Origin of the sequence: Roseinatronobacter domitianus (assembly GCF_023336755.1) — a bacterium.
Taxonomy (GTDB): Bacteria; Pseudomonadota; Alphaproteobacteria; order Rhodobacterales; family Rhodobacteraceae; genus Roseinatronobacter; species Roseinatronobacter domitianus.
Map to the genome: position 1 here is coordinate 59680 of NZ_JALZWP010000005.1, position 18687 is coordinate 78366.

The following is an 18687-nucleotide window of genomic DNA, read 5'->3' on the forward strand; positions in this document are numbered from 1 at the left end:
GCAAAATCTCCACAAGACGGGCCTGACATGGCCGCATCCCGCGCACCCGCCGCAACACCTGAACAACCCGAAACCCCGCCCCAGCGCTCTGCCGCGGCGCCCTCTGCACCACCTGCCAAACCGCGAATCGTGTTGCAAAAGCGCGTGCGGACTACAACGGCGGGGGCCAGTGAGCCAGTCAGTTCCGACATATCGCCAAGCGCCCCGGCGGCGGAACCGGACAATAGCCAGCAGTCCGAATCCGAGCTCGACATCATCCGCCAAGAAGGGCTGACCGCCCGCCAGTTGCGCATGGCCATGCGCGTGGCGCAAAAGCATGGCATTCGGGCAGGCTCTGCCTATGAGGCGGTCCTTGCCCTGCGCAAGATCGGGGTCGATCCATTCTCGCGCGCGACCATGCTGGAACTTGTGCGCAACGAGGAAGCTGACGATACCAGCCGCGCGCTGACCACCGCAGCACAAACCGCGCCAGCCAAGGCCGACGACTCGGTGTCTGCCGCGCAAGAGCGGATGGCAAAGATCGCCGCCGAACGCGAGCGCGAATTGAAAAAAATGCAGCGCGAAATCGTTAAACGCCGCCGCAAGCGGCTGTTGCTTTTGGGCGCGCGCATTCTGGCCTTCGTCACCTTCCCCACATTTCTGGCGACCTATTATTTCTACATGATCGCCACGCCAATGTATGCGACCGAAGCCGAGTTCGTTATTCAACAGGCTGATTCCGGCCCTTCCATGGGGGCTGATCTGGGCTCTATGTTACCCTCTGCCGCCGGTATGGGTCTGGGTGGCCAGCAAGAGGCCGCCTCGGTCCAGAGCTTCCTGCAATCGCGCGGGGCTATGCTGCGATTGAACGAGGAAGAAGGCTTTCGCGCGCATTTCAGCCAGCCCGAGCTGGATATATGGCGCAAGTTACCGCCCGATGCCTCGAATGACGATGCGTTCAAGACCTATGGGCGGCATGTCCGGATCAGCTACGACCCAACCGAAGGCGTGGTCCGGATGGAGGTGATCGCCGCCACGCCAGAGGATAGCGAGCGCTTCGCCAGCGCGCTTCTGACCTATGCCGAAGAGCATGTCGATATGATGACCCAGCGTCTGCGCGATAGCCAGATGCGCGAGGCCCGCCAAAGCCTTGAGGAAGCGCAAGCCGCGCTCATCGTCGCGCGACAGGACATCGTCGCGCTACAAGAGCAATCCTCGGTCCTGTCGGGCGAGGTCGAGGTGCAGCTTATTTCGCAGCAGATTGTGGCGCTGGAAACCGAGTTGACGCAAACACAACTCAGCATTCAGGAAATGCGCACGAATGCACGCCCAAACCCGGCGCGGTTACGCCCACTGGAACGCCGGGCCGATGCCTTGCAACAACAAATCACCGGGTTGCGCAATTCTATGACACAAGGCTCCGGCGGCGATGCGTCCTTGGCCTCGATCCAGAGTCAGCTCATCATGGCAGAGGCCGAAGTGCAGACCCGCGAGATGATGCGCGCGCAAGCCATGCAACAACTTGAATCCGCCCGTATGGAAGTCAGCCGTCAGGTCCGCTACCTTGCTCTGACGGTTGAGCCCATCGCCTCCGATGAAGCGGTCTACCCGCGCAAACTGGCCAATTCGTCACTGGCTTTCCTGCTATTCGCGGGGATTTATCTGTTTGCCTCCATGACCGGATCGGTGCTACGCGAACAGGTTTCCGGCTAAATCAGGCCGGGGCAGGTCAAACCGCCTGCCCCGCAGCCCAACCCGATGACCACGCCCATTGAAAATTGTAGCCACCCAGCCAGCCGGTCACATCCACGACCTCGCCAATGAAATGTAGACCCGGCACATTGCGCGCCTCCATGCTGCGCGCATCCAGGTCTTGCGTGTCCACACCGCCCAGCGTGACTTCGGCCGTGCGGTAGCCTTCGCTGCCCACGGGGCGGATCTGCCAATTTTGCACCTCGGCGGCCAGTCGGCCCAGCCCGCGCCCGGTCTGATCGGCCAAGCGCCCTGACACGCCCGCCCGCGCAACAACCGCGCGCGCCAACCGCTCTGGCAGATGGCGGGCCAGCGCGGTCTGCACCTCGACCCGCCCGGCCTGCGCCTTTTGCTCCGCCAATGCCGTCGCAATCTCGCCCCCCGGCGCCAGATCGACCGTGATCTCCTCGCCTTCACGCCAATAGCTGGAAATCTGCAAGATCGACGGGCCCGACAAGCCACGATGCGTGAACAGCAACCCCTCCTCGAAAGCGGTCTTGCCATGGCGAACTGTGGCAGGCACCGCCAACCCGGCCAATGCGCGCGTCTCTTCCAGCATGTCGCCCGAAAAGGTCAGCGGAACAAGGCCCGGTCGCGTCTCGACCAGCCCCAGTCCAAATTGCCGGGCCAGCGCGTAACCAAGGCCTGTCGCCCCCATCTTCGGGATCGATTTGCCGCCTGTGGCCACAACCAGCCGCGGTGCATGGAATGCGCCTGCGCTGCTGGCGACATGAAACTCTTGCGCGCGCGTAACCGCTCCAATCTCGGCCCCCAGAACCAGCGTCACGCCAGCGGCGTCCATATCCGCGCGCAACATCGCAATAATCTCGCGCGCAGAACCGTCACAGAACAACTGCCCAAGGGTCTTTTCATGCCAGGCAATCCCTGCGCGCGACACGCGATCAATGAAATCCCATTGCGTGTAGCGTTTCAGCGCCGACAACGCGAAACGCGGATTGTCTGACAAGAAGCGCTCTGGCGCGATATGCAGGTTGGTGAAGTTACACCGCCCCCCGCCAGAAATGCGGATTTTCTCGCCCGGTGCCTTGGCGTGGTCCAATACCAACACCCGCCGCCCGCGCTTCCCGGCCTCGATGGCGGCGAACATGCCTGCGGCCCCTGCGCCAAGGACGATCACATCGAACGCGCTCATGCCTTCATCCTTGCAAAAATATCCACGACACCACCCTCAGTCGCCCAAAGCCGTCATCGGGGCCGTGCACCGCCCGGCACGGGCACGCGCGGCCAGCGCGCCCCCGCCTTCGCGGGGGCCGGTGGTCGCGCGTTTCCCCCGTTCGGGTCAAGACCCGTCAGCTTCGGCGCTTTGGCGGGCCCACATCGCGGCATAGCGCCCGCCCTTCGCCAGAAGCCCCTCATGCGTGCCGTCTTCCACGATCCGGCCCGCTTCCAGCACCACAATGCGGTCGGCCTCTACGACAGTGGACAAGCGATGCGCGATCATCAGCACCGTGCGCCCTTGCCCGGCGCGGCGCAGGCTTTCCTGAATGTCCTGCTCGGTCTGCGTATCAAGCGCACTCGTCGCTTCATCCAGCAGCAAGATGGGCGGGTCTTTCAGAAGCGTGCGGGCAATGCCGACGCGCTGCTTTTCGCCGCCGGACAGTTTCAGCCCACGCTCGCCCACGGCCGTGTCATAGCCTTCGGGCAGGGACAGGATGAAATCATGGATGCGCGCGGCTTCGGCCGCCGCTTCGACCTCGGCGCGGGTGGCGCCCTCGCGGCCATAGGCGATGTTATAGGCGATGGTATCGTTGAACAGCACCGTGTCTTGCGGGACAACCCCGATCGCGGCGTGCAAGCTGTCTTGCGTCACGTCGCGCAGGTCTTGTCCGTCAATGCGCAAAGCCCCGCCGGTGACGTCATAGAACCGGAACAAAAGGCGTCCAATCGTGGATTTTCCAGATCCGGACGGGCCAACAATCGCCACGCTCTGCCCCGGAGGCACGGTCAGGCTGACGCCGTGCAGAATGGGCCGGGCCGGGTCATAGGCAAAGCTCACATTGTCCAGAACCACCTCGGCCCCACCCACGGCCAAGGGCGGCGCATCCTTGGCGTCGCGCACATCGGTGGGCTGATCCAGCAGGTCGAACATATCGCCCATATCAACCAAAGCTTGCCGAATTTCGCGGTAAACCGTGCCCAAAAAATTCAACGGCAGGGTGATCTGGATCATGTAGGCGTTGACCATCACGAAATCCCCGACGGTCAGATCGCCCGACTGCACGCCCATCGCGGCCATGACCATGACCAACACCAGACCGCCGGTAATCAGCACAGCCTGACCGAAATTCAGAAAGGCCAGAGAGTAGTTGGTTTGCACCGCCGCAACTTCGTATTTCTGCATGGCCGCATCATAGCGCCGGGCTTCCATGCCTTCCGCGTTGAAATACTTGACGGTTTCAAAATTCAGCAGGCTGTCGATGGCTTTCTGGTTGGCGTCGGTATCTTGGTTATTCATCTCGCGGCGCTGTTTGACGCGCCATTCCGTAACCTTGAAGGTGAACCAGACATAAAGCGCAATGGTCACGACCACCGTGGCCAGGTAGCGCAAGTCGAACAGCCAGAAGAAGATCGCCGCGATCATCAGCAGTTGCAGGATCAGCGGAAAGATCGAGAACAGCATGAAGCGCAGCAGGAAATCCACGCCTTTGACGCCGCGCTCGATCACCCGGCTTAACCCACCGGTCTTGCGGGTGATGTGGTAGCGCAGGCTCAGGCGGTGAATATGGCTGAAGGTTTCCAGCGCCAATTGCCGTAATGCGCGCTGGCCAACGCGGGTAAACAGCACGTTGCGCAATTCCTGAAAGCCGATTTCCATCAGCCGCGCCACGCCATACGCTACAGTCAGCCCAACCGCGCCCACGGCCAGAAGCCAACCGGTGCCCTCGCCGCCCAACGCATCCACGGCAGCCTTGTAGAAAAACGGCGTGCCGACCGCGACGACCTTGGCCAGAACCAGCATGGTCAGAGCGGCGACAACGCGGTATTTCACCCAATCCTGACCCTCGGGCCAAAGATAAGGCACCACCCGCCGGATTACGCGCAAGCCGCTTGCGCGTTCGCGCGCGGCCTCCGTGGCTGTTGGCTGCGGGGTAGAATTTGTCTGGGACGTGTCTTGCGCGGTCATGGCGGGCTTTCTGGCTGGCTATGTGCTATCTAGGCCCAAGCGCTGCCAATTGCCAGAGCCGCACTATTGCGCGCCCTCCTCCGGAACGACGAAAACCTGCCCCGGATAGATCAGGTCCGGATCCCGGATCTGGTCACGATTGGCATCGAATATCCGCATGAAGCGGCGGCCATCGCCGTATTTCTGCTCTGACATGTCCCATAGCGTGTTGCCCGGCTGGACGATCAGCGCCCGAGGCCCGGCTGCCTCGCGCGCCAGTTCGGGGGTCACACGCTCGAACGGAATTTCGGCTCGCGATGTCACACCCGCGGCCGCGTCCAGTTCATCGACCCTCAAGCGGTAAACGCCACGGTCAATGCCGGCAAGCTGCGCCTGCCAAGCGCCATCGGCGTCAGCGCGGGTGCGGATAATTGGCTGGTTGTCGATATAAATCTGGATATCCGCAAGCCCGCGCCCGCTGCGCCCGCCCATGACAACCTCGCCCTCGCGGTCATAGACGACGCTATCAATGACCACGCCGTCTTGTGCGCCCCCCGCTTGCGGCACGCGGGGCGCGTTGCCCAACACCTGCACACCGCCATCTGCCCGCAACAACAAAGCCAGCGGTGCCGCATCCGTGCCGGGTTCTTGCGCGCGCGCCAAGGCGTTGGGCAAGTCCGGGGCGGCTGTGTCATTCTGCGGTGCGACGCTTTCACTTTCGGCAGACAAAGCCGGGCGCGTTGGCGTGGCCGGTGCCCCGAAAAGCGGCGTGGTCGCAACCTCGCGCGCGACCATACCGGCGGGCGCATCTGTATCGACATTGGCCATGGCCGCAGAACTTGGGGCCAGCATCAACGTATCGGCAGAGCGCACACGCCCGCCTTCGGGCAAACGCACCTCCAGCTCCAGAACACGCGGTGTCCGACTTGGTTCGACGTCAAACATCATCACGAATTCGCCGCCGCCAGAACTGACAGTGTCGGCAACCTGCGCTTCATCGATCAGGGCGGCCACCTGCACACGCGGCGGGGCTTTGCCTGCCACCAGCACATTTCCCAAGTCGGTCACACGGACAATATCGAATTGGGGCGCGGCATCGCGGATAACGTCAAGCGCAACCAACTCTACATCGGATGCGATATCCGGCGCCGGTGGTTCAGACACGGCTGGGGCCGTCAGATCGAATTCCGGACGCGGCAACTGCGGGGCGTCTTGCGGTGGAAAGACCACGACATAAGCAACGCCGGCGGCTCCAGCCACGGCCGCGGACCCGACCGCCCATTGCGCCAGCACGTCCTTCGGAAAATACTTCAACATGTCACACCCCCAGCGGCGCAGGGCCAAGGACAAGCCCACCGCTTGCACAAAGCTACCAAGCCAGTTACCTGCTAGCAAAACATTTCGCTACAAGGTCTGCCCCTTATGTCAAGCCCAACCCCATCCATTTGTGTATTCTGTGGCGCGCGTGCCGGGGCGGACGCGGCCTATGTCGGCGCGGCACAAGCCATGGGCCGCGCAATTGCCGGGCATGGCTGGCGGCTGGTTTACGGCGCGGGTGATGTTGGCCTGATGGGAGAGGTCGCGCGCGCCTGCATTGGCGCGGGGGGCGACAGTTTCGGGGTGATCCCCACCCATCTGATGCAAGGCGAGGTCGCCAAGCGCGATCTTGGCACGCTGGTCGTGACCGAGACGATGCACGAACGCAAGAAAGTCATGTTCAGCAATTCCGATGCCGTGGTCGTGCTACCCGGTGGCGCGGGGTCTTTGGACGAATTCTTCGAAGTGCTGACATGGCGGCAGTTGGGCCTGCATGCACGGCCCATCTTCATCCTGAACACTGGCGATTACTGGACACCTTTGGCCGGGCTGGTGGATCATATCATCGCCCAAGGCTTTGCCGATCCCAGCCTGCGCGGGTTTTTCACGCTCTGTGACAGTGTGGAAGAGGTTGTCGCAGGGCTGGAGGAGGCGCTCTCCCGGTAAGTCCGCCGCGTCATCGGCGGGCCAGGGACTGCCGATCCGACCGCCGATCTATAACGGTTTATGCTGGCCATGCCCATAAAACAGCAAAGCTAGGCGCCAATCGGCAGGCCGCAGGACTGCCCGCCGATGACCCGGCGGGCTTCGCCCTTGCTCCGCGTCAGGATCACCGCCCTACTCCGCCGCCACCCGTTTCGGCTTCAACAAGGGCGCAAGGTAGCGCCCGGTGTGGCTTTCCTCGACTTTGGCGACCTGTTCGGGCGTTCCCGTCGCGACCACCTGCCCACCGCCATCGCCCCCTTCGGGGCCGATGTCGATAATCCAGTCGGCGGTTTTCACCACGTCCAGATTGTGCTCGATCACCACGACCGTATTGCCCTGATCGACCAGTTCATGCAGCACTTCCAAAAGTTTGCGCACATCCTCGAAATGCAGGCCCGTGGTCGGTTCGTCCAGAATATACAAGGTCCGCCCGGTAGAGCGCCGCGCCAATTCCTTGGACAGTTTAACGCGCTGCGCCTCACCGCCTGACAGGGTCGTCGCCTGCTGACCTACCTTGATATAGCCCAGACCCACGCGCATCAGCGCATCCATTTTCTCGCGGATGCTTGGGACCGCCTCGAAGAAACGCTGCGCTTCCTCGACGGTCATATCCAGCACATCAGCGATGGATTGGCCCTTGAACAGCACTTCCAGCGTTTCGCGGTTGTAGCGTTTGCCCTTGCAGGTTTCGCATTCCACATAAACATCGGGCAAGAAGTTCATCTCGATCTTCAAGACGCCGTCACCCTGACAGGCCTCGCAACGACCACCTTTCACGTTGAACGAAAAACGCCCCGGCTTATACCCCCGCGCCCGCGATTCCGGCAGGCCCGCGAACCAATCGCGGATTGGGCCGAAGGCACCGGTATAGGTCGCCGGGTTCGAGCGCGGCGTGCGCCCGATGGGCCGCTGATCGATGTCGATGACCTTGTCCAACTGCTCCAACCCCTTGATCGTCTCACAAGGTGCCGGCGTCTGGCGCGCACCATTCAACCGCATAGAGGCCGTCTTGAACAATGTTTCAATCGTCAGGGTAGACTTGCCGCCCCCCGACACGCCCGTGACGCAGACAAACTTGCCAAGCGGAAAATCCACCGACACATCTTGCAGGTTGTTGCCGTTGGCTTTTACGACCTTGATCTTCTTGCCATTGCCCTTGCGGCGGGTTTTCGGCACCGCCACCTCGCGCACGCCGGTCAGGTATTGGCCGGTCACGCTGGCCGGGTCGGCCATGATCTGCGCGGGCGTGCCCTGCGCCACGATCTGCCCGCCATGCACCCCCGCACCGGGGCCAATATCCAGCACGAAATCGGCGGTGCGAATGGCTTCTTCATCATGCTCGACCACGATCACGGTGTTGCCTTGGTCACGCAGATTGCGCAGCGTGACCAACAGTCGGTCATTGTCGCGCTGGTGCAGGCCGATGCTGGGTTCGTCCAACACATACAGCACCCCGGTCAGCCCGCTGCCGATCTGGCTGGCCAGCCGGATGCGTTGGCTTTCGCCACCCGACAGCGTGCCTGCGTGGCGGCCAAGCGTCAGGTAATCCAGCCCCACATTTACGAGAAAGCCCAAGCGTTCGCGGATTTCTTTCAGAATAGCGCGGGCGATCTCGTTCTTTTGCTTTGTCAGCGCGTCGGGCACGGTCTGGACCCAGTCCAGCGCGTCCTTGATCGCCATCTCTGTAACCTGCCCGATGTGCAGACCACCGATCTTGACAGCCAAAGCCTCTGGCCGCAGCCGATGGCCGCCGCAGGCACCGCAGGCACGGTTGTTCTGGTATTGCTCGAAATCCTCGCGCACCCAAGCGCTGTCGGTCTCGCGGTAACGGCGTTCCATATTGGGGATCACGCCCTCAAAAGCACGGGTCACGTTGTAAACGCGGCCGCCTTCGTCATAGCGGAAGGGCAGTTCCTCACCGCCAGAACCATACAGCAAGACCTGCTTCACATGGGCAGGCAAATCCTTCCACGGGGTTTTCGCGTCAAACTCATAATGCTTGGCAAGCGACTGAATCGTTTGCAGAAAATAAGGCGACTTACCTTTGCGCCATGGCGCGATCGCGCCATCATACAGTTTCAAAGCGTGGTCCGGCACAACAAGCCGTTCGTCAAAGAACAGTTCCACGCCCAGCCCGTCACATTCAGTGCATGCGCCAGTCGGCGCGTTGAAAGAGAACAGGCGCGGCTCGATCTCTGAAATGGTAAAGTCACTGACCGGGCAGGCGAATTTTTCGGAAAACGTCAGGCGCGCGCCGTCTTCCTTGGCCTCTTCCAGCACGGCAATGCCATCGGCCAAATCGAGTGCTGTGCGGAAACTATCGGCAAGCCGCGTCTCGATCCCCTCGCGCACCACGATCCGGTCCACCACGACGTCAATGTCGTGGCGAAATTTCTTGTCCAACGTGGGCGGCTCGTCCAGCTCGTAGAACTGACCATCCACCTTGACTCGCTGGAACCCCTGCTTGCGCAATTCCAGAAATTCCTTGCGGTATTCACCTTTGCGGTCGCGCACGATGGGCGCCAGCAGATAGGCGCGCGTGCCCTCTTCCAAGCCCACGACCCGGTCGACCATATCCTGAACTTGCTGCGCTTCAATGGGTTGGCCGGTCGCGGGGCTATAGGGCGTGCCTGCGCGTGCGAATAGCAGGCGCATGTAGTCGTAAATTTCCGTCACCGTGCCAACGGTGGAGCGCGGGTTCTTGCTGGTGGTCTTCTGCTCAATGGAAATCGCAGGCGACAGACCCGAAATATGGTCCATATCGGGCTTTTGCATCATGTCCAAAAACTGGCGCGCATAGGCGCTCAGGCTTTCAACATAGCGCCGCTGGCCTTCTGCATAGATCGTGTCGAACGCCAAAGACGACTTGCCCGACCCCGACAGCCCGGTGATAACCACAAGCTGATCGCGCGGCAGATCCACGTCGATATTCTTCAGATTATGCTCGCGCGCGCCGCGCACCTCGATAAATTTCTGCTCGGCCATAGCCATTCCTCTCGCGCTTTGGGCTGCAAGATAGCGGCGCGCGACTGAGTCTCCAATCGAATAATGTGAACAAAAGGTAAACGCACAGTATTGCAGCGATATATTTCTTGCTTTGTGCACCGAGGCACATCTTAACATTCAATAAAGTGAATTGATTTCTTGCAAATCTCTTCGTCAGCGCCAATCTAATCACAAATCGCTTCAGAAAGGCCGCACAGATGTTCGGATTCCTCACCAAAACCCGCCCCGCACGGATCAATCCGTCAGAGGCAGTTGCCCGCGTCAAGGCCGGCACGCTCACCCTGATCGACGTCCGCGAAGCCGGAGAGTTGCGTCAAACCGGCAAGGCCAGGGGCGCGCTGCACATACCATTGGGCCAGATCGGCGCGCAGACCGACCCCGCAAGTGGCCATTTCAACCGCAATCTGGACACGGGCAAGGCGGTAGCGCTCTACTGCGCGTCAGGCGCGCGGTCGGCGCGCGCGGCGGATGTGATGCGCGCCAATGGCTTTACCGAGGTCCATAACCTTGGCACGCTGCACGATTGGCAACTGTCGGGCGGCGCGATGGTGCGCTGACCGTCGGCCACGACTACCAACCGCAAAGCCCGCGACGCAGTCGCGGGCTTTGGACATGGGCTTGCGGCCGCAAGGCCGCTCCGTTTGGTCAGAACCGCTCAGAAATGGATCGCGCGGCCATATGCATCCAGCACAGATTCATGCATCATCTCGGACAATGTTGGGTGGGGGAACACCGTCGCCATCAGGTCTTCTTCCGTGGTCTCCAACTGGCGGCCCACAACATAGCCCTGTATCAACTCGGTCACTTCTGCGCCAATCATATGCGCGCCTAAAAGCTCGCCGGTTTTCGCATCGAACACGGTTTTTATCATGCCCTCGGGTTCGCCCAGCGCAATCGCCTTGCCGTTGCCCATGAAGGGGAAGCGGCCGACCTTTATGTCCAGCCCCTTGTCCTTCGCCTGCGCTTCGGTCAGCCCGACACTGGCAATCTGCGGGTGGCAATAGGTGCAGCCTGCAATGCTGTCGGGATCGACTGCATGGGGGTGGCCGCCCGCGATCAGTTCGGCAACCATCACGCCTTCATGGCTGGCTTTATGCGCCAACCAAGGACCATTCGTCGCATCACCGATCACGAACAGACCTTCGACACCCGTGCGGCAATACGCATCCGTCACGACGAAGGAACGGTCAATCTTCGCGCCGGCCTCTTCCAGCCCAAGGTTTTCGGTATTCGCCACGATTCCCACGGCGGAAATCACCGTGTCAAATTCATGCTGTTCAACCTTGCCGCCGCGTTCGATATGGGCGGTCACTTTCGGCGCTTTCCGGTCCAGCTTCTTGACCATGGCTTTTTCCATGATCGTCATGCCCTGCTTCACGAATTGCTTCTTGGCGAAAGCGCTGATTTCGGCATCTTCCACCGGCAGAATGCGGTCCTGCACCTCGACCACGGTCACATCCGCGCCCAGCGTGTTGAAGAAGCTGGCAAATTCGATCCCGATCGCGCCCGAGCCGATGACCAGCAGTTTTTTCGGCATCCGCTTCGGTGTCAGCGCGTGTTTATAGGTCCAGACCAGATCACCATCGGCTTCCAGGCCCGGCAGTTCGCGCGCCTGCGCGCCGGTCGCCAGCACGATATTTTTCGCCGCCAGCTCCTCTGTGCCCTTATCGGTTGTGACGGTTACACGGCCTTTGCCTGCCAGTTTGGCCGCACCCATGATGACCGTTACTTTGTTCTTCTTCAGCAGGTGGCCCACGCCGCCCGACAGTTGACCGGCGACCCCGCGCGAGCGCTTGACCACAGCGTCCAGATCATAGCCGATCTTGTCGGCGCTCAGGCCAAACTCTTTGGCGCGGTGCATCAGGTGGAACACTTCGGCAGAACGCAGCATAGCCTTGGTCGGAATACAGCCCCAATTCAGGCAAATGCCGCCCAGATGCTCACGCTCTACCACGGCCACGGATTGACCAAGCTGGGCCGCACGGATCGCGGCCACATACCCGCCGGGGCCCGCCCCGATTACAACAACGTCGAACGTCTTGGCCGCCATGCGAGTTTCTCCTCCTAAAGCACTGCGCGAAATTAGTTTGGCATTAAACTAAATTTCCCATTCCCGCAACGCAAAGGCCGAAATCCCGCCATGATCAGAGCGCATGGCTCGCGCTCAGGCGGCGTCCTGTAATTTCCGGACTGCAAGACCATAACCGCCGCCCGTCAAAAAGGCTTGCTCGGCAGAGGTTGTCACCCGTCCCAGCGCGTCATTGCGGTAGGGAAAACGCCCAAATTCGCGAATGACAGCCCGATGCGCGCGCGCGTGAAGCAGGTTCTGCGCACCGGTTTCTGGCATACGCAATATGAACATGCGGACCGCGCGATCCTGATCCATCTGGCTTTCAGAATGCATGAGCGGCAAGTAGAAGAATTGCCGCGCGGGTTCCGCGATCTTCCCATCGAAGCGCAGGTGACAAGCGCGTGCTGCGACCTTGCGCGCCAATTCATCGGTGGCAAAGGCGCGCGGATCGTCCCGGAACATGTTGCGCGGAAACTGATCGGTGACGATCAAATAGGCAAGGCACCCTTTGGGGCAAGACGCCCAGTTGCACAACCGTCCGGCCCGCGCCTTTTCCCACAACCCCTGAAAGCGGTCGCGTATCTTGGCATCAAGCGCGGCATCTTGCGCATACCAGCCCTCCGGGCCAACTTCATCTACCCAGAATGCGATGACATCTTCCACTGTCGACATTGTGCCAATCCAGATTGCTTCATATTAAACTAGGTTCGCAGGCTTTGCCCAACCTGACAACACCTCTGTAACAATATTTCAAATCAAGGCGTGATTCTGCTTAATTTGTTACAAAGTTGTTGTGTCACTGGTCGCATTTTCCGCCTGTTCAGTCAGATCATTATAGACCGCTTCCACCGTTGCGGCAGACACCACAGGAGAGACCGGCGCATAAGGCCCGGTTTCTGCCACCGGAGTAGACGCGCGTTGGGTCATCCGCCAAGCGGCATAGACGGCCAGAATTGCGGTCAGAACGCCGATGAACAGGAAAAATCCGTCCGGCCCGATCACCCCCATCATGCGCCCGATCACCAGCGGACCGATGATCGCGCCCATACCATTGACGAATAAAAGCCCGCCAGAGGCCGCCGCCATCATGTCTTGCTCCATATAATCGTTGGTATAGGCCAGCAGCAGCGCATAAAGCGGGTTAGAGACGCCACCAATGCCCAAAGCCACGATCACAAGCGCCCAGAACGGCATTGGCACCAACACAGGCAAGGCTGCGGCCCCCGCACCGATCATGGCAACCGCGATGACCAGTTTACGCCGGTCCATCCGGTCTGACAGCCAGCCAATCGGCACCTGAAACACCAGCCCGCCAAAATAGATCGCGGCGGTGAAGATGGAAATTTCCAACACGCTCAGTCCCGCTTGGGTGCCCCAGACAGCCGTCATCCCGAACAAGGCCGAGAACACACCGCCCATCAGAAAAATGCCCACCACACCCAGCGGCGACACATCATAAAGCGCACGGATCGACAGCGACCTGGTGGTGTCGAAAGGTGGAGCGGGGCTGATCGACAACAGGATCGGCGCGAAGGCCAGCGACACCAGCACCGAAGGGATAACAAATAGCAAGAACCCCGCCGGGTCCGCGAAGTTTATCAGCGCCTGTGCAGAGATGATGCCCAACATCTGCACAATCATATACAGCGACAAGGTCTGCCCGCGCGTTTCATTCGTGGTCGAGTTGTTCAGCCAGCTTTCCGCAGTGACATAGACACCCGAAAAGCAGAACCCGATCAGCACCCGCAACAACGCCCAGACAATCCATTCCGGGATCGCGGCATAAAGCACCAGAACCGCCGAAATAAGCGAACCAAGCGCCGCGAAGACCCGCACATGCCCAACCCGGCGGATCAATTCCGGAGCCATTCGCGACCCCAGCAGAAAGCCCACGAAATAGCCCGACATGACGATCGACATCTGGCCGGTGGTAAAACCCTCTATATCACCGCGAATACCCAACAAGGTGCCCTGCACACCATTGCCGACCATTAGCAGCATAATACCAAGAAGCAGCGCCCAAGAGCCTGCGAAAACCTTTATCATCCGGGGTCTTTCTACCTAGTAAGCCGCGCCCGGCACCGTGCGGGTTCCGAAGATTTACAGCACCGTTTATGACAGATTTTCGGGTAATAATAACGAGGAATCTCCGTATGAGAAAAACCGATATTCGTGTTCGGTCGCATGGGCATAAATCCGCTTGATCCGGTCCTGCCCCATCATCGCCGCAACCAACATCATCAGCGTCGATTTGGGCAGATGGAAATTGGTCATCAGCCCGGTTGCGATCTGAAAGCGAAAGCCCGGTGTGATGAAAATATCGGTCATGCCGGTATAGGGCGCAATTTGGCCGGGGCCGGTGGCTGCAGTCTCGATCACACGCAGAGCGGTGGTGCCCACCGGGATCACGCGCCGCCCCTCTGCACGGGCGCGGGCGATCTGGGCGCTCGCGGTCGCGCCCACATGCCCCCATTCTGCGTGCATCTTGTGGTCGGTCACGTCATCAGTTTTCACCGGCAGAAATGTGCCTGCCCCGACATGCAGCGTGACTTCGGCAAATTCCACGCCGCGCGCGCGCAGGTGTGCCAGCAAATCCTCGTCGAAATGCAAAGACGCCGTGGGGGCCGCAACGGCGCCCGCCTCACGCGCGAAAACCGTTTGGTAATCGGTGCGGTCCTGCTCGTCGGCTTTGCGGCGCGCCTCTATATACGGGGGGAGTGGCATTTGGCCGGCTTGCTCCAGCGCCGTATCGAAAGCGGGGCCATCCAGATTGAAACTTAGTCGCACATCATCCGTGCCGCGCTCTGCAACTGTCGCCACAAGCCCCGCAGCAAAGACAATGTCTTCGCCCTGTGCCAGCTTGCGCAGGGGTTTTGCCAGCGCGCGCCACGACCCATCGGGTTGCGGTTCGGTGAGCGTAATTTCCACACGTGCGACCACTGGCCCTTGCGCGCTGTCGCGGTGGCGCTGTCCGGTCAGCCGCGCGGGGATCACCTTGGTCGTGTTCAGGACCAGTAAATCGCCGGCCTGCAAAACATCGGGCAGGTCGCGCACATGGCGATCCTCGATCCGGTCGCCCTGCGCAACCAGCAACTTGGCCGAGGACCGGGGCCGCGCGGGCCGTGTGGCAATCAGGCTTTCTGGCAGGTCGAAATCGAAATCCGAAAGTTTCATGGGCGCGCGTCCGGGTTCTGGGGTCGAGGGGGCTTTAACTTGCCCCGCAGCCCGCTACAACAGGGACAACGCAACCGTGATAAGGAATGCCCCATGCTGGCCACAGGCGATCTTGCTCCCGATTTCACCCTGCCCCGCGATGGCGGCGAGATGGTGACGCTCTCTGCTCTGAAACCCTCCAAGGTCGTGTTGTATTTCTACCCGCGCGACGACACGCCGGGATGCACGACCGAAGGGCTTGAATTCACCGCCTTGGCCGGCGAGTTCGAGGCTGCGGGCGCCATTGTCATCGGGATATCTAAAGATACCGTTGCCAAGCATGACAAGTTCATCGCCAAGCACGATCTGGGCGTGATGCTGGTGTCGGATGCCGATAGCGATACCTGCGAGCGTTACGGCACATGGGTGGAAAAGAGCATGTATGGCAAAACCAGCATGGGCATTGAGCGCGCGACATTCGTGGTGGATGCCGAGGGGCGCCTGTCGCATATCTGGCGCAAGGTGAAGGCCAAAGGCCATGCCGCCGAGGTGTTGGAAGCCGTGCGCGGCGCATGACGAAAACTTTGCGCGATATGGCGGTGGAGGTGCTGACCACCGCCGATGGCCGCGCGAAAACCGCGCTTAGCCATGCCCATGCGCGGGCTTGGTTCGCCGCGCGCAAGGCCGGCGCGCCAATGCCTTTGGGACAGGCCGCGCCGCCATTGCGCCCGGCCCGGCCAGCAAAACCCGACCTTCTGGACCCGCGCGATGTGCCGCGTCGCCGCCCCGGTAGCCCGGCTGGCCGGGCAGCACTGCTGCACGCGATTGCGCATATAGAACTGAACGCGGTCGATCTGCATTGGGACATGATCGCGCGCTTTCCGGGCCATGAGATGCCCTTGGGCTTCTATGATGACTGGGTGAAAGCGGCGGATGAGGAATCCAAGCATTTCAACCTTCTGGGTGATTGTCTGGAAACACATGGAAGCCATTACGGTGCCTTGCCTGCCCATGCCGGCATGTGGCGCGCCGCCGAAGACACGGCAGAGGACATCCTTGGTCGTTTGGCCGTGGTGCCCATGGTGCTGGAAGCGCGCGGGCTGGATGTGACACCGGGCATGATAGAGGTGTTCGAGCGAGCGCAGGACACGCAGACGGTCGCGGCACTGCAAACCATCTATGCAGAGGAAGTTGGCCATGTCGCCTATGGTTCTAAATGGTTCAATTACCTGTGCGGCAGGCAAGGTCTGGACCCGCAGCCAGTGTTCCTGGACCTTGTCCGCCGCTATTTCCACGGACCGCTGAAACCACCCTTCAACGAAGAAAAACGCGCGCAAGCCGGGTTGCCACCAGATTTCTACTGGCCGTTGACCGAACCGGCGGAATAGCGCCCATTAGCTGCGGATGTGCTTTATCTTCAAGCGCTTCGCGGGCGTTCTTGTAGCAATATCGGCGGAAAATCGCTGATTCTGCACTTTGGAGCAGGGCGGCCTGTGCAACAGTTCATTAATGGATTGCAGCGAAGCGCCCCCCCGATTAGAGCAAATTAACCGGGGTATTTTCCGAGTATTGTGCCTGTATGCGCTGAGTTCCGTTCGTTGTTGCAGACCCCGCCTATAAAAAATGACCCAAAACGGGATGGCAAAGTTGAGACGACAGCTCGTAAGATTGAACCAGCGGCTGGAGCGGCGGCTGCCGGAACAACGCCTGTTCCTGCGTTCCGACAACACCACGCGCTTCGTGCGGTTGCGCCCTATGACGCAGCTACTCGGGATCGCGACGGTCACAGGTTTCTTCGCTTGGGGCGTGCTGGCCACTTCTATTCTGCTGATGGACAGTGTCGGGTCCGGCACGCTGCGCGAACAAGCGCAACGCGAACAGGCCACTTACGAACAACGCCTGAACCAGATGGCACAGGAACGCGATCGCCACGCCCAATCGGCAGAGGCCGCTCAGAGCCGGTTCGGCGAAGCGATGGCGCGGATCGCAGATATGCAGTTGCAACTGCTTGCCTCTGAACAGCGCCGGATGGAGCTGGAGAAGGGTATCGACACCGTGCAAGCCACCGTATCGCGCGTGGTGCGTGAACGTGACGATGCCCGCAAGCAGATGGCAGAGGCGCAGCGCACGTTAGAAGCCGAAACCGGCACCGCGCGCACCGCCGCCGACCGCGAGCGCGACGTGCAGGACATGCTGGATTACCTTTTGGTGGCAATGGATGGCGTGGGGCAGGATCTGCACACCCAAGGCGTGGCCGCCGAGCAAAACCAGAATCAGGCGCAGATGCTGGCGCTGGAAAACGAGCTTCTCAAAGATCGCAACCACGTCATCTTTAGCCAGTTGGAAGAAGCTCTTGATTCTGTCATCGGCCCACTGGAGCGCGTGTTCCGGTCGGCGAATATCTCACCCGATCAGATTCGCCGTCTGGTTCGTCAGGGTGCAAGTTCGCAGAGCGCATCGCTGCGACCGATCTCTGTCTCTACCTCCGGTGCGATGGCGGCAAGCCCGGATATTTCACGCGCCAACAGCGTGCTGGAAAAGCTGAACACCGTGCAGGCCTATCGCCGCGGGCTGGACCGCCTGCCGATTGCCCATCCCGTCGCCAGCCGCGTGCGCCTGACCTCTAACTACGGGATGCGCCGGCACCCGGTCAGCGGGCGCACCAAGATGCATACCGGCATTGACTGGGCCGCGGCACGCGGAACGCCGATCCTGTCGACCGCCGATGGTGTCGTTAAAAAGGCTGGCCGGATGAGTGGTTATGGCAATATCGTCATCATCCAGCATGATTTCGGGCTGGAAACCTATTACGCGCATTTGAACTCTATCGACGTGCGTGAGGGACAAAGGGTCTCGCGCGGGCAAAAGATTGGTGGTATGGGCACCACTGGCGTGTCGACCGGCGTTCATCTGCACTACGAGGTGCGCGTCAACGGTCAACCTGTAAATCCGATCACCTATGTAAGGGCTGGACAAAATGTTTTCTAAGAGCCGTATCAACGAACCTGGCCCGAAGGCTGCAACCACTCCGGCCCCGGCGGCCCCTTCCGCGCCGGAATCGACCCCGTCTTTTCTGCGCCAGTCAAGTGCTGACAGTGCACCGGCGCAATCCACCAAAGCCAAGCCAGCGGCCTCTGTGCTGGCCTCTGATCTGACGATCACCGGCAATATCAAGACAACCGGTGATGTTATTGTCGAAGGTATCGTCGATGGTGATATCCGCGCGCATTTGCTGACCGTGGGCGAAACCGCCACCATTCGCGGAGAGATTGTTGCAGATGACATCGTCATCAATGGCCGCGTCATCGGGCGTGTGCGCGGTCTGAAAGTGCGCCTCACCTCCTCTGCGCAGGTCGAGGGTGACATCATCCACAAAACAATCGCGATCGAATCGGGTGCGCATTTCGAGGGTTCGGTGCAGCGCCAAGACGATCCACTGCAAACAAATCGCGGCCAGAGCGCAGAGCCGCGAGCGGCCGCCGCCCCAGCACAATCGGCCCCTAGCCCTGCCAAATCCGCAATGTCTGAAACTGTGAAGAAAGCAACCGATCAGCGCAAAAGCTCTGGCGCTTAAGCAGTC

15 protein-coding genes are annotated in these 18687 nt (G+C 60.7%); 7 read left to right on the forward strand and 8 right to left on the reverse strand.

The features are described 5' to 3' along the window. Positions 1-27 precede the first annotated feature (27 nt). On the forward strand, positions 28-1692 hold the full coding sequence (locus M3N55_RS06750; protein WP_249057700.1) for a KpsE/RkpR family capsule polysaccharide export protein: 1665 nt from the start codon (positions 28-30) through the stop codon (positions 1690-1692). A 16-nt stretch (positions 1693-1708) separates the two neighbouring features. Here M3N55_RS06750 and M3N55_RS06755 read toward each other — a convergent pair whose 3' ends face one another. The 3 genes from M3N55_RS06755 to M3N55_RS06765 form a co-directional block, all read right to left on the reverse strand. After that, a complete protein-coding gene (locus M3N55_RS06755) occupies positions 1709-2884 on the reverse strand; it encodes a BaiN/RdsA family NAD(P)/FAD-dependent oxidoreductase (protein WP_249057701.1) in 1176 nt (391 codons plus the stop codon). A gap of 147 nt (positions 2885-3031) precedes the next feature. After that, positions 3032-4876, reverse strand: a complete 1845-nt coding sequence (locus tag M3N55_RS06760) for an ABCB family ABC transporter ATP-binding protein/permease (RefSeq protein WP_249057703.1) — start codon at positions 4874-4876, stop codon at positions 3032-3034. Between the two features lie 63 nt (positions 4877-4939). Next, the gene (locus M3N55_RS06765; RefSeq protein WP_249057705.1) at positions 4940-6172 is read right to left on the reverse strand and encodes a LysM peptidoglycan-binding domain-containing protein; all 1233 of its coding nucleotides are present in this window, start codon (positions 6170-6172) and stop codon (positions 4940-4942) included. Between the two features lie 105 nt (positions 6173-6277). On the opposite strand from M3N55_RS06765, the gene M3N55_RS06770 reads away from it, so the two are divergent. Further along, positions 6278-6838 carry an LOG family protein gene (locus M3N55_RS06770; protein ID WP_249057707.1) on the forward strand — a complete coding sequence of 187 codons (561 nt, stop codon included), beginning with the start codon at positions 6278-6280 and terminating at the stop codon, positions 6836-6838. A gap of 171 nt (positions 6839-7009) precedes the next feature. On the opposite strand, the gene uvrA is transcribed toward M3N55_RS06770, so the two are convergent. Next, complete coding sequence (gene uvrA, locus M3N55_RS06775; RefSeq protein WP_249057708.1) at positions 7010-9862, reverse strand: excinuclease ABC subunit UvrA; 2853 nt, start codon at positions 9860-9862, stop codon at positions 7010-7012. A 218-nt stretch (positions 9863-10080) separates the two neighbouring features. Here uvrA and M3N55_RS06780 point away from each other — a divergent pair, with 218 nt between their 5' ends. After that, the gene (locus M3N55_RS06780; RefSeq protein WP_249057710.1) at positions 10081-10440 is read left to right on the forward strand and encodes a rhodanese-like domain-containing protein; all 360 of its coding nucleotides are present in this window, start codon (positions 10081-10083) and stop codon (positions 10438-10440) included. Positions 10441-10538: 98 nt separating this feature from the next. On the opposite strand, the gene lpdA is transcribed toward M3N55_RS06780, so the two are convergent. The 4 genes from lpdA to queA all read right to left on the reverse strand — a co-directional run bounded on the left by lpdA (position 10539) and on the right by queA (position 15128). Then, complete coding sequence (lpdA, locus tag M3N55_RS06785) at positions 10539-11933, reverse strand: dihydrolipoyl dehydrogenase (protein ID WP_249057712.1); 1395 nt, start codon at positions 11931-11933, stop codon at positions 10539-10541. A gap of 114 nt (positions 11934-12047) precedes the next feature. Further along, complete coding sequence (locus M3N55_RS06790; protein ID WP_249057714.1) at positions 12048-12626, reverse strand: DUF924 family protein; 579 nt, start codon at positions 12624-12626, stop codon at positions 12048-12050. Between the two features lie 108 nt (positions 12627-12734). Next, the gene (locus tag M3N55_RS06795; protein WP_249057715.1) at positions 12735-14000 is read right to left on the reverse strand and encodes an MFS transporter; all 1266 of its coding nucleotides are present in this window, start codon (positions 13998-14000) and stop codon (positions 12735-12737) included. A 66-nt stretch (positions 14001-14066) separates the two neighbouring features. Continuing rightward, positions 14067-15128 carry a tRNA preQ1(34) S-adenosylmethionine ribosyltransferase-isomerase QueA gene (gene queA / locus M3N55_RS06800; RefSeq protein WP_249057717.1) on the reverse strand — a complete coding sequence of 354 codons (1062 nt, stop codon included), beginning with the start codon at positions 15126-15128 and terminating at the stop codon, positions 14067-14069. A 93-nt stretch (positions 15129-15221) separates the two neighbouring features. On the opposite strand from queA, the gene M3N55_RS06805 reads away from it, so the two are divergent. From M3N55_RS06805 to M3N55_RS06820, 4 genes are all read left to right on the forward strand, one after another. Next, the gene (locus M3N55_RS06805) at positions 15222-15683 is read left to right on the forward strand and encodes a peroxiredoxin (protein WP_249057719.1); all 462 of its coding nucleotides are present in this window, start codon (positions 15222-15224) and stop codon (positions 15681-15683) included. Further along, positions 15680-16495, forward strand: a complete 816-nt coding sequence (locus M3N55_RS06810) for a ferritin-like domain-containing protein (protein WP_249057720.1) — start codon at positions 15680-15682, stop codon at positions 16493-16495. Before M3N55_RS06805 ends, M3N55_RS06810 begins: the two co-directional genes overlap by 4 nt. 250 nt (positions 16496-16745) lie before the next feature. After that, the gene (locus M3N55_RS06815) at positions 16746-18095 is read left to right on the forward strand and encodes a DUF5930 domain-containing protein (RefSeq protein WP_249057722.1); all 1350 of its coding nucleotides are present in this window, start codon (positions 16746-16748) and stop codon (positions 18093-18095) included. Next, positions 18085-18681, forward strand: a complete 597-nt coding sequence (locus tag M3N55_RS06820) for a bactofilin family protein (RefSeq protein WP_249057724.1) — start codon at positions 18085-18087, stop codon at positions 18679-18681. The genes M3N55_RS06815 and M3N55_RS06820 overlap by 11 nt, the downstream gene beginning before the upstream one ends. The last annotated feature ends 6 nt before the right edge of the window (positions 18682-18687 follow it).

Bases quoted from the DNA above. Each gene is read 5' to 3' on its own strand.
- M3N55_RS06750 (WP_249057700.1), top strand. From the start codon at position 28: ATGGCCGCATCCCGCGCACCCGCCGCAACACCTGAACAACCCGAAACC.
- M3N55_RS06755 (WP_249057701.1), bottom strand. From the start codon at position 2,884: ATGAGCGCGTTCGATGTGATCGTCCTTGGCGCAGGGGCCGCAGGCATG.
- M3N55_RS06760 (WP_249057703.1), bottom strand. From the start codon at position 4,876: ATGACCGCGCAAGACACGTCCCAGACAAATTCTACCCCGCAGCCAACA.
- M3N55_RS06765 (WP_249057705.1), bottom strand. From the start codon at position 6,172: ATGTTGAAGTATTTTCCGAAGGACGTGCTGGCGCAATGGGCGGTCGGG.
- M3N55_RS06770 (WP_249057707.1), top strand. From the start codon at position 6,278: ATGTCAAGCCCAACCCCATCCATTTGTGTATTCTGTGGCGCGCGTGCC.
- uvrA (WP_249057708.1), bottom strand. From the start codon at position 9,862: ATGGCCGAGCAGAAATTTATCGAGGTGCGCGGCGCGCGCGAGCATAAT.
- M3N55_RS06780 (WP_249057710.1), top strand. From the start codon at position 10,081: ATGTTCGGATTCCTCACCAAAACCCGCCCCGCACGGATCAATCCGTCA.
- lpdA (WP_249057712.1), bottom strand. From the start codon at position 11,933: ATGGCGGCCAAGACGTTCGACGTTGTTGTAATCGGGGCGGGCCCCGGC.
- M3N55_RS06790 (WP_249057714.1), bottom strand. From the start codon at position 12,626: ATGTCGACAGTGGAAGATGTCATCGCATTCTGGGTAGATGAAGTTGGC.
- M3N55_RS06795 (WP_249057715.1), bottom strand. From the start codon at position 14,000: ATGATAAAGGTTTTCGCAGGCTCTTGGGCGCTGCTTCTTGGTATTATG.
- queA (WP_249057717.1), bottom strand. From the start codon at position 15,128: ATGAAACTTTCGGATTTCGATTTCGACCTGCCAGAAAGCCTGATTGCC.
- M3N55_RS06805 (WP_249057719.1), top strand. From the start codon at position 15,222: ATGCTGGCCACAGGCGATCTTGCTCCCGATTTCACCCTGCCCCGCGAT.
- M3N55_RS06810 (WP_249057720.1), top strand. From the start codon at position 15,680: ATGACGAAAACTTTGCGCGATATGGCGGTGGAGGTGCTGACCACCGCC.
- M3N55_RS06815 (WP_249057722.1), top strand. From the start codon at position 16,746: ATGGCAAAGTTGAGACGACAGCTCGTAAGATTGAACCAGCGGCTGGAG.
- M3N55_RS06820 (WP_249057724.1), top strand. From the start codon at position 18,085: ATGTTTTCTAAGAGCCGTATCAACGAACCTGGCCCGAAGGCTGCAACC.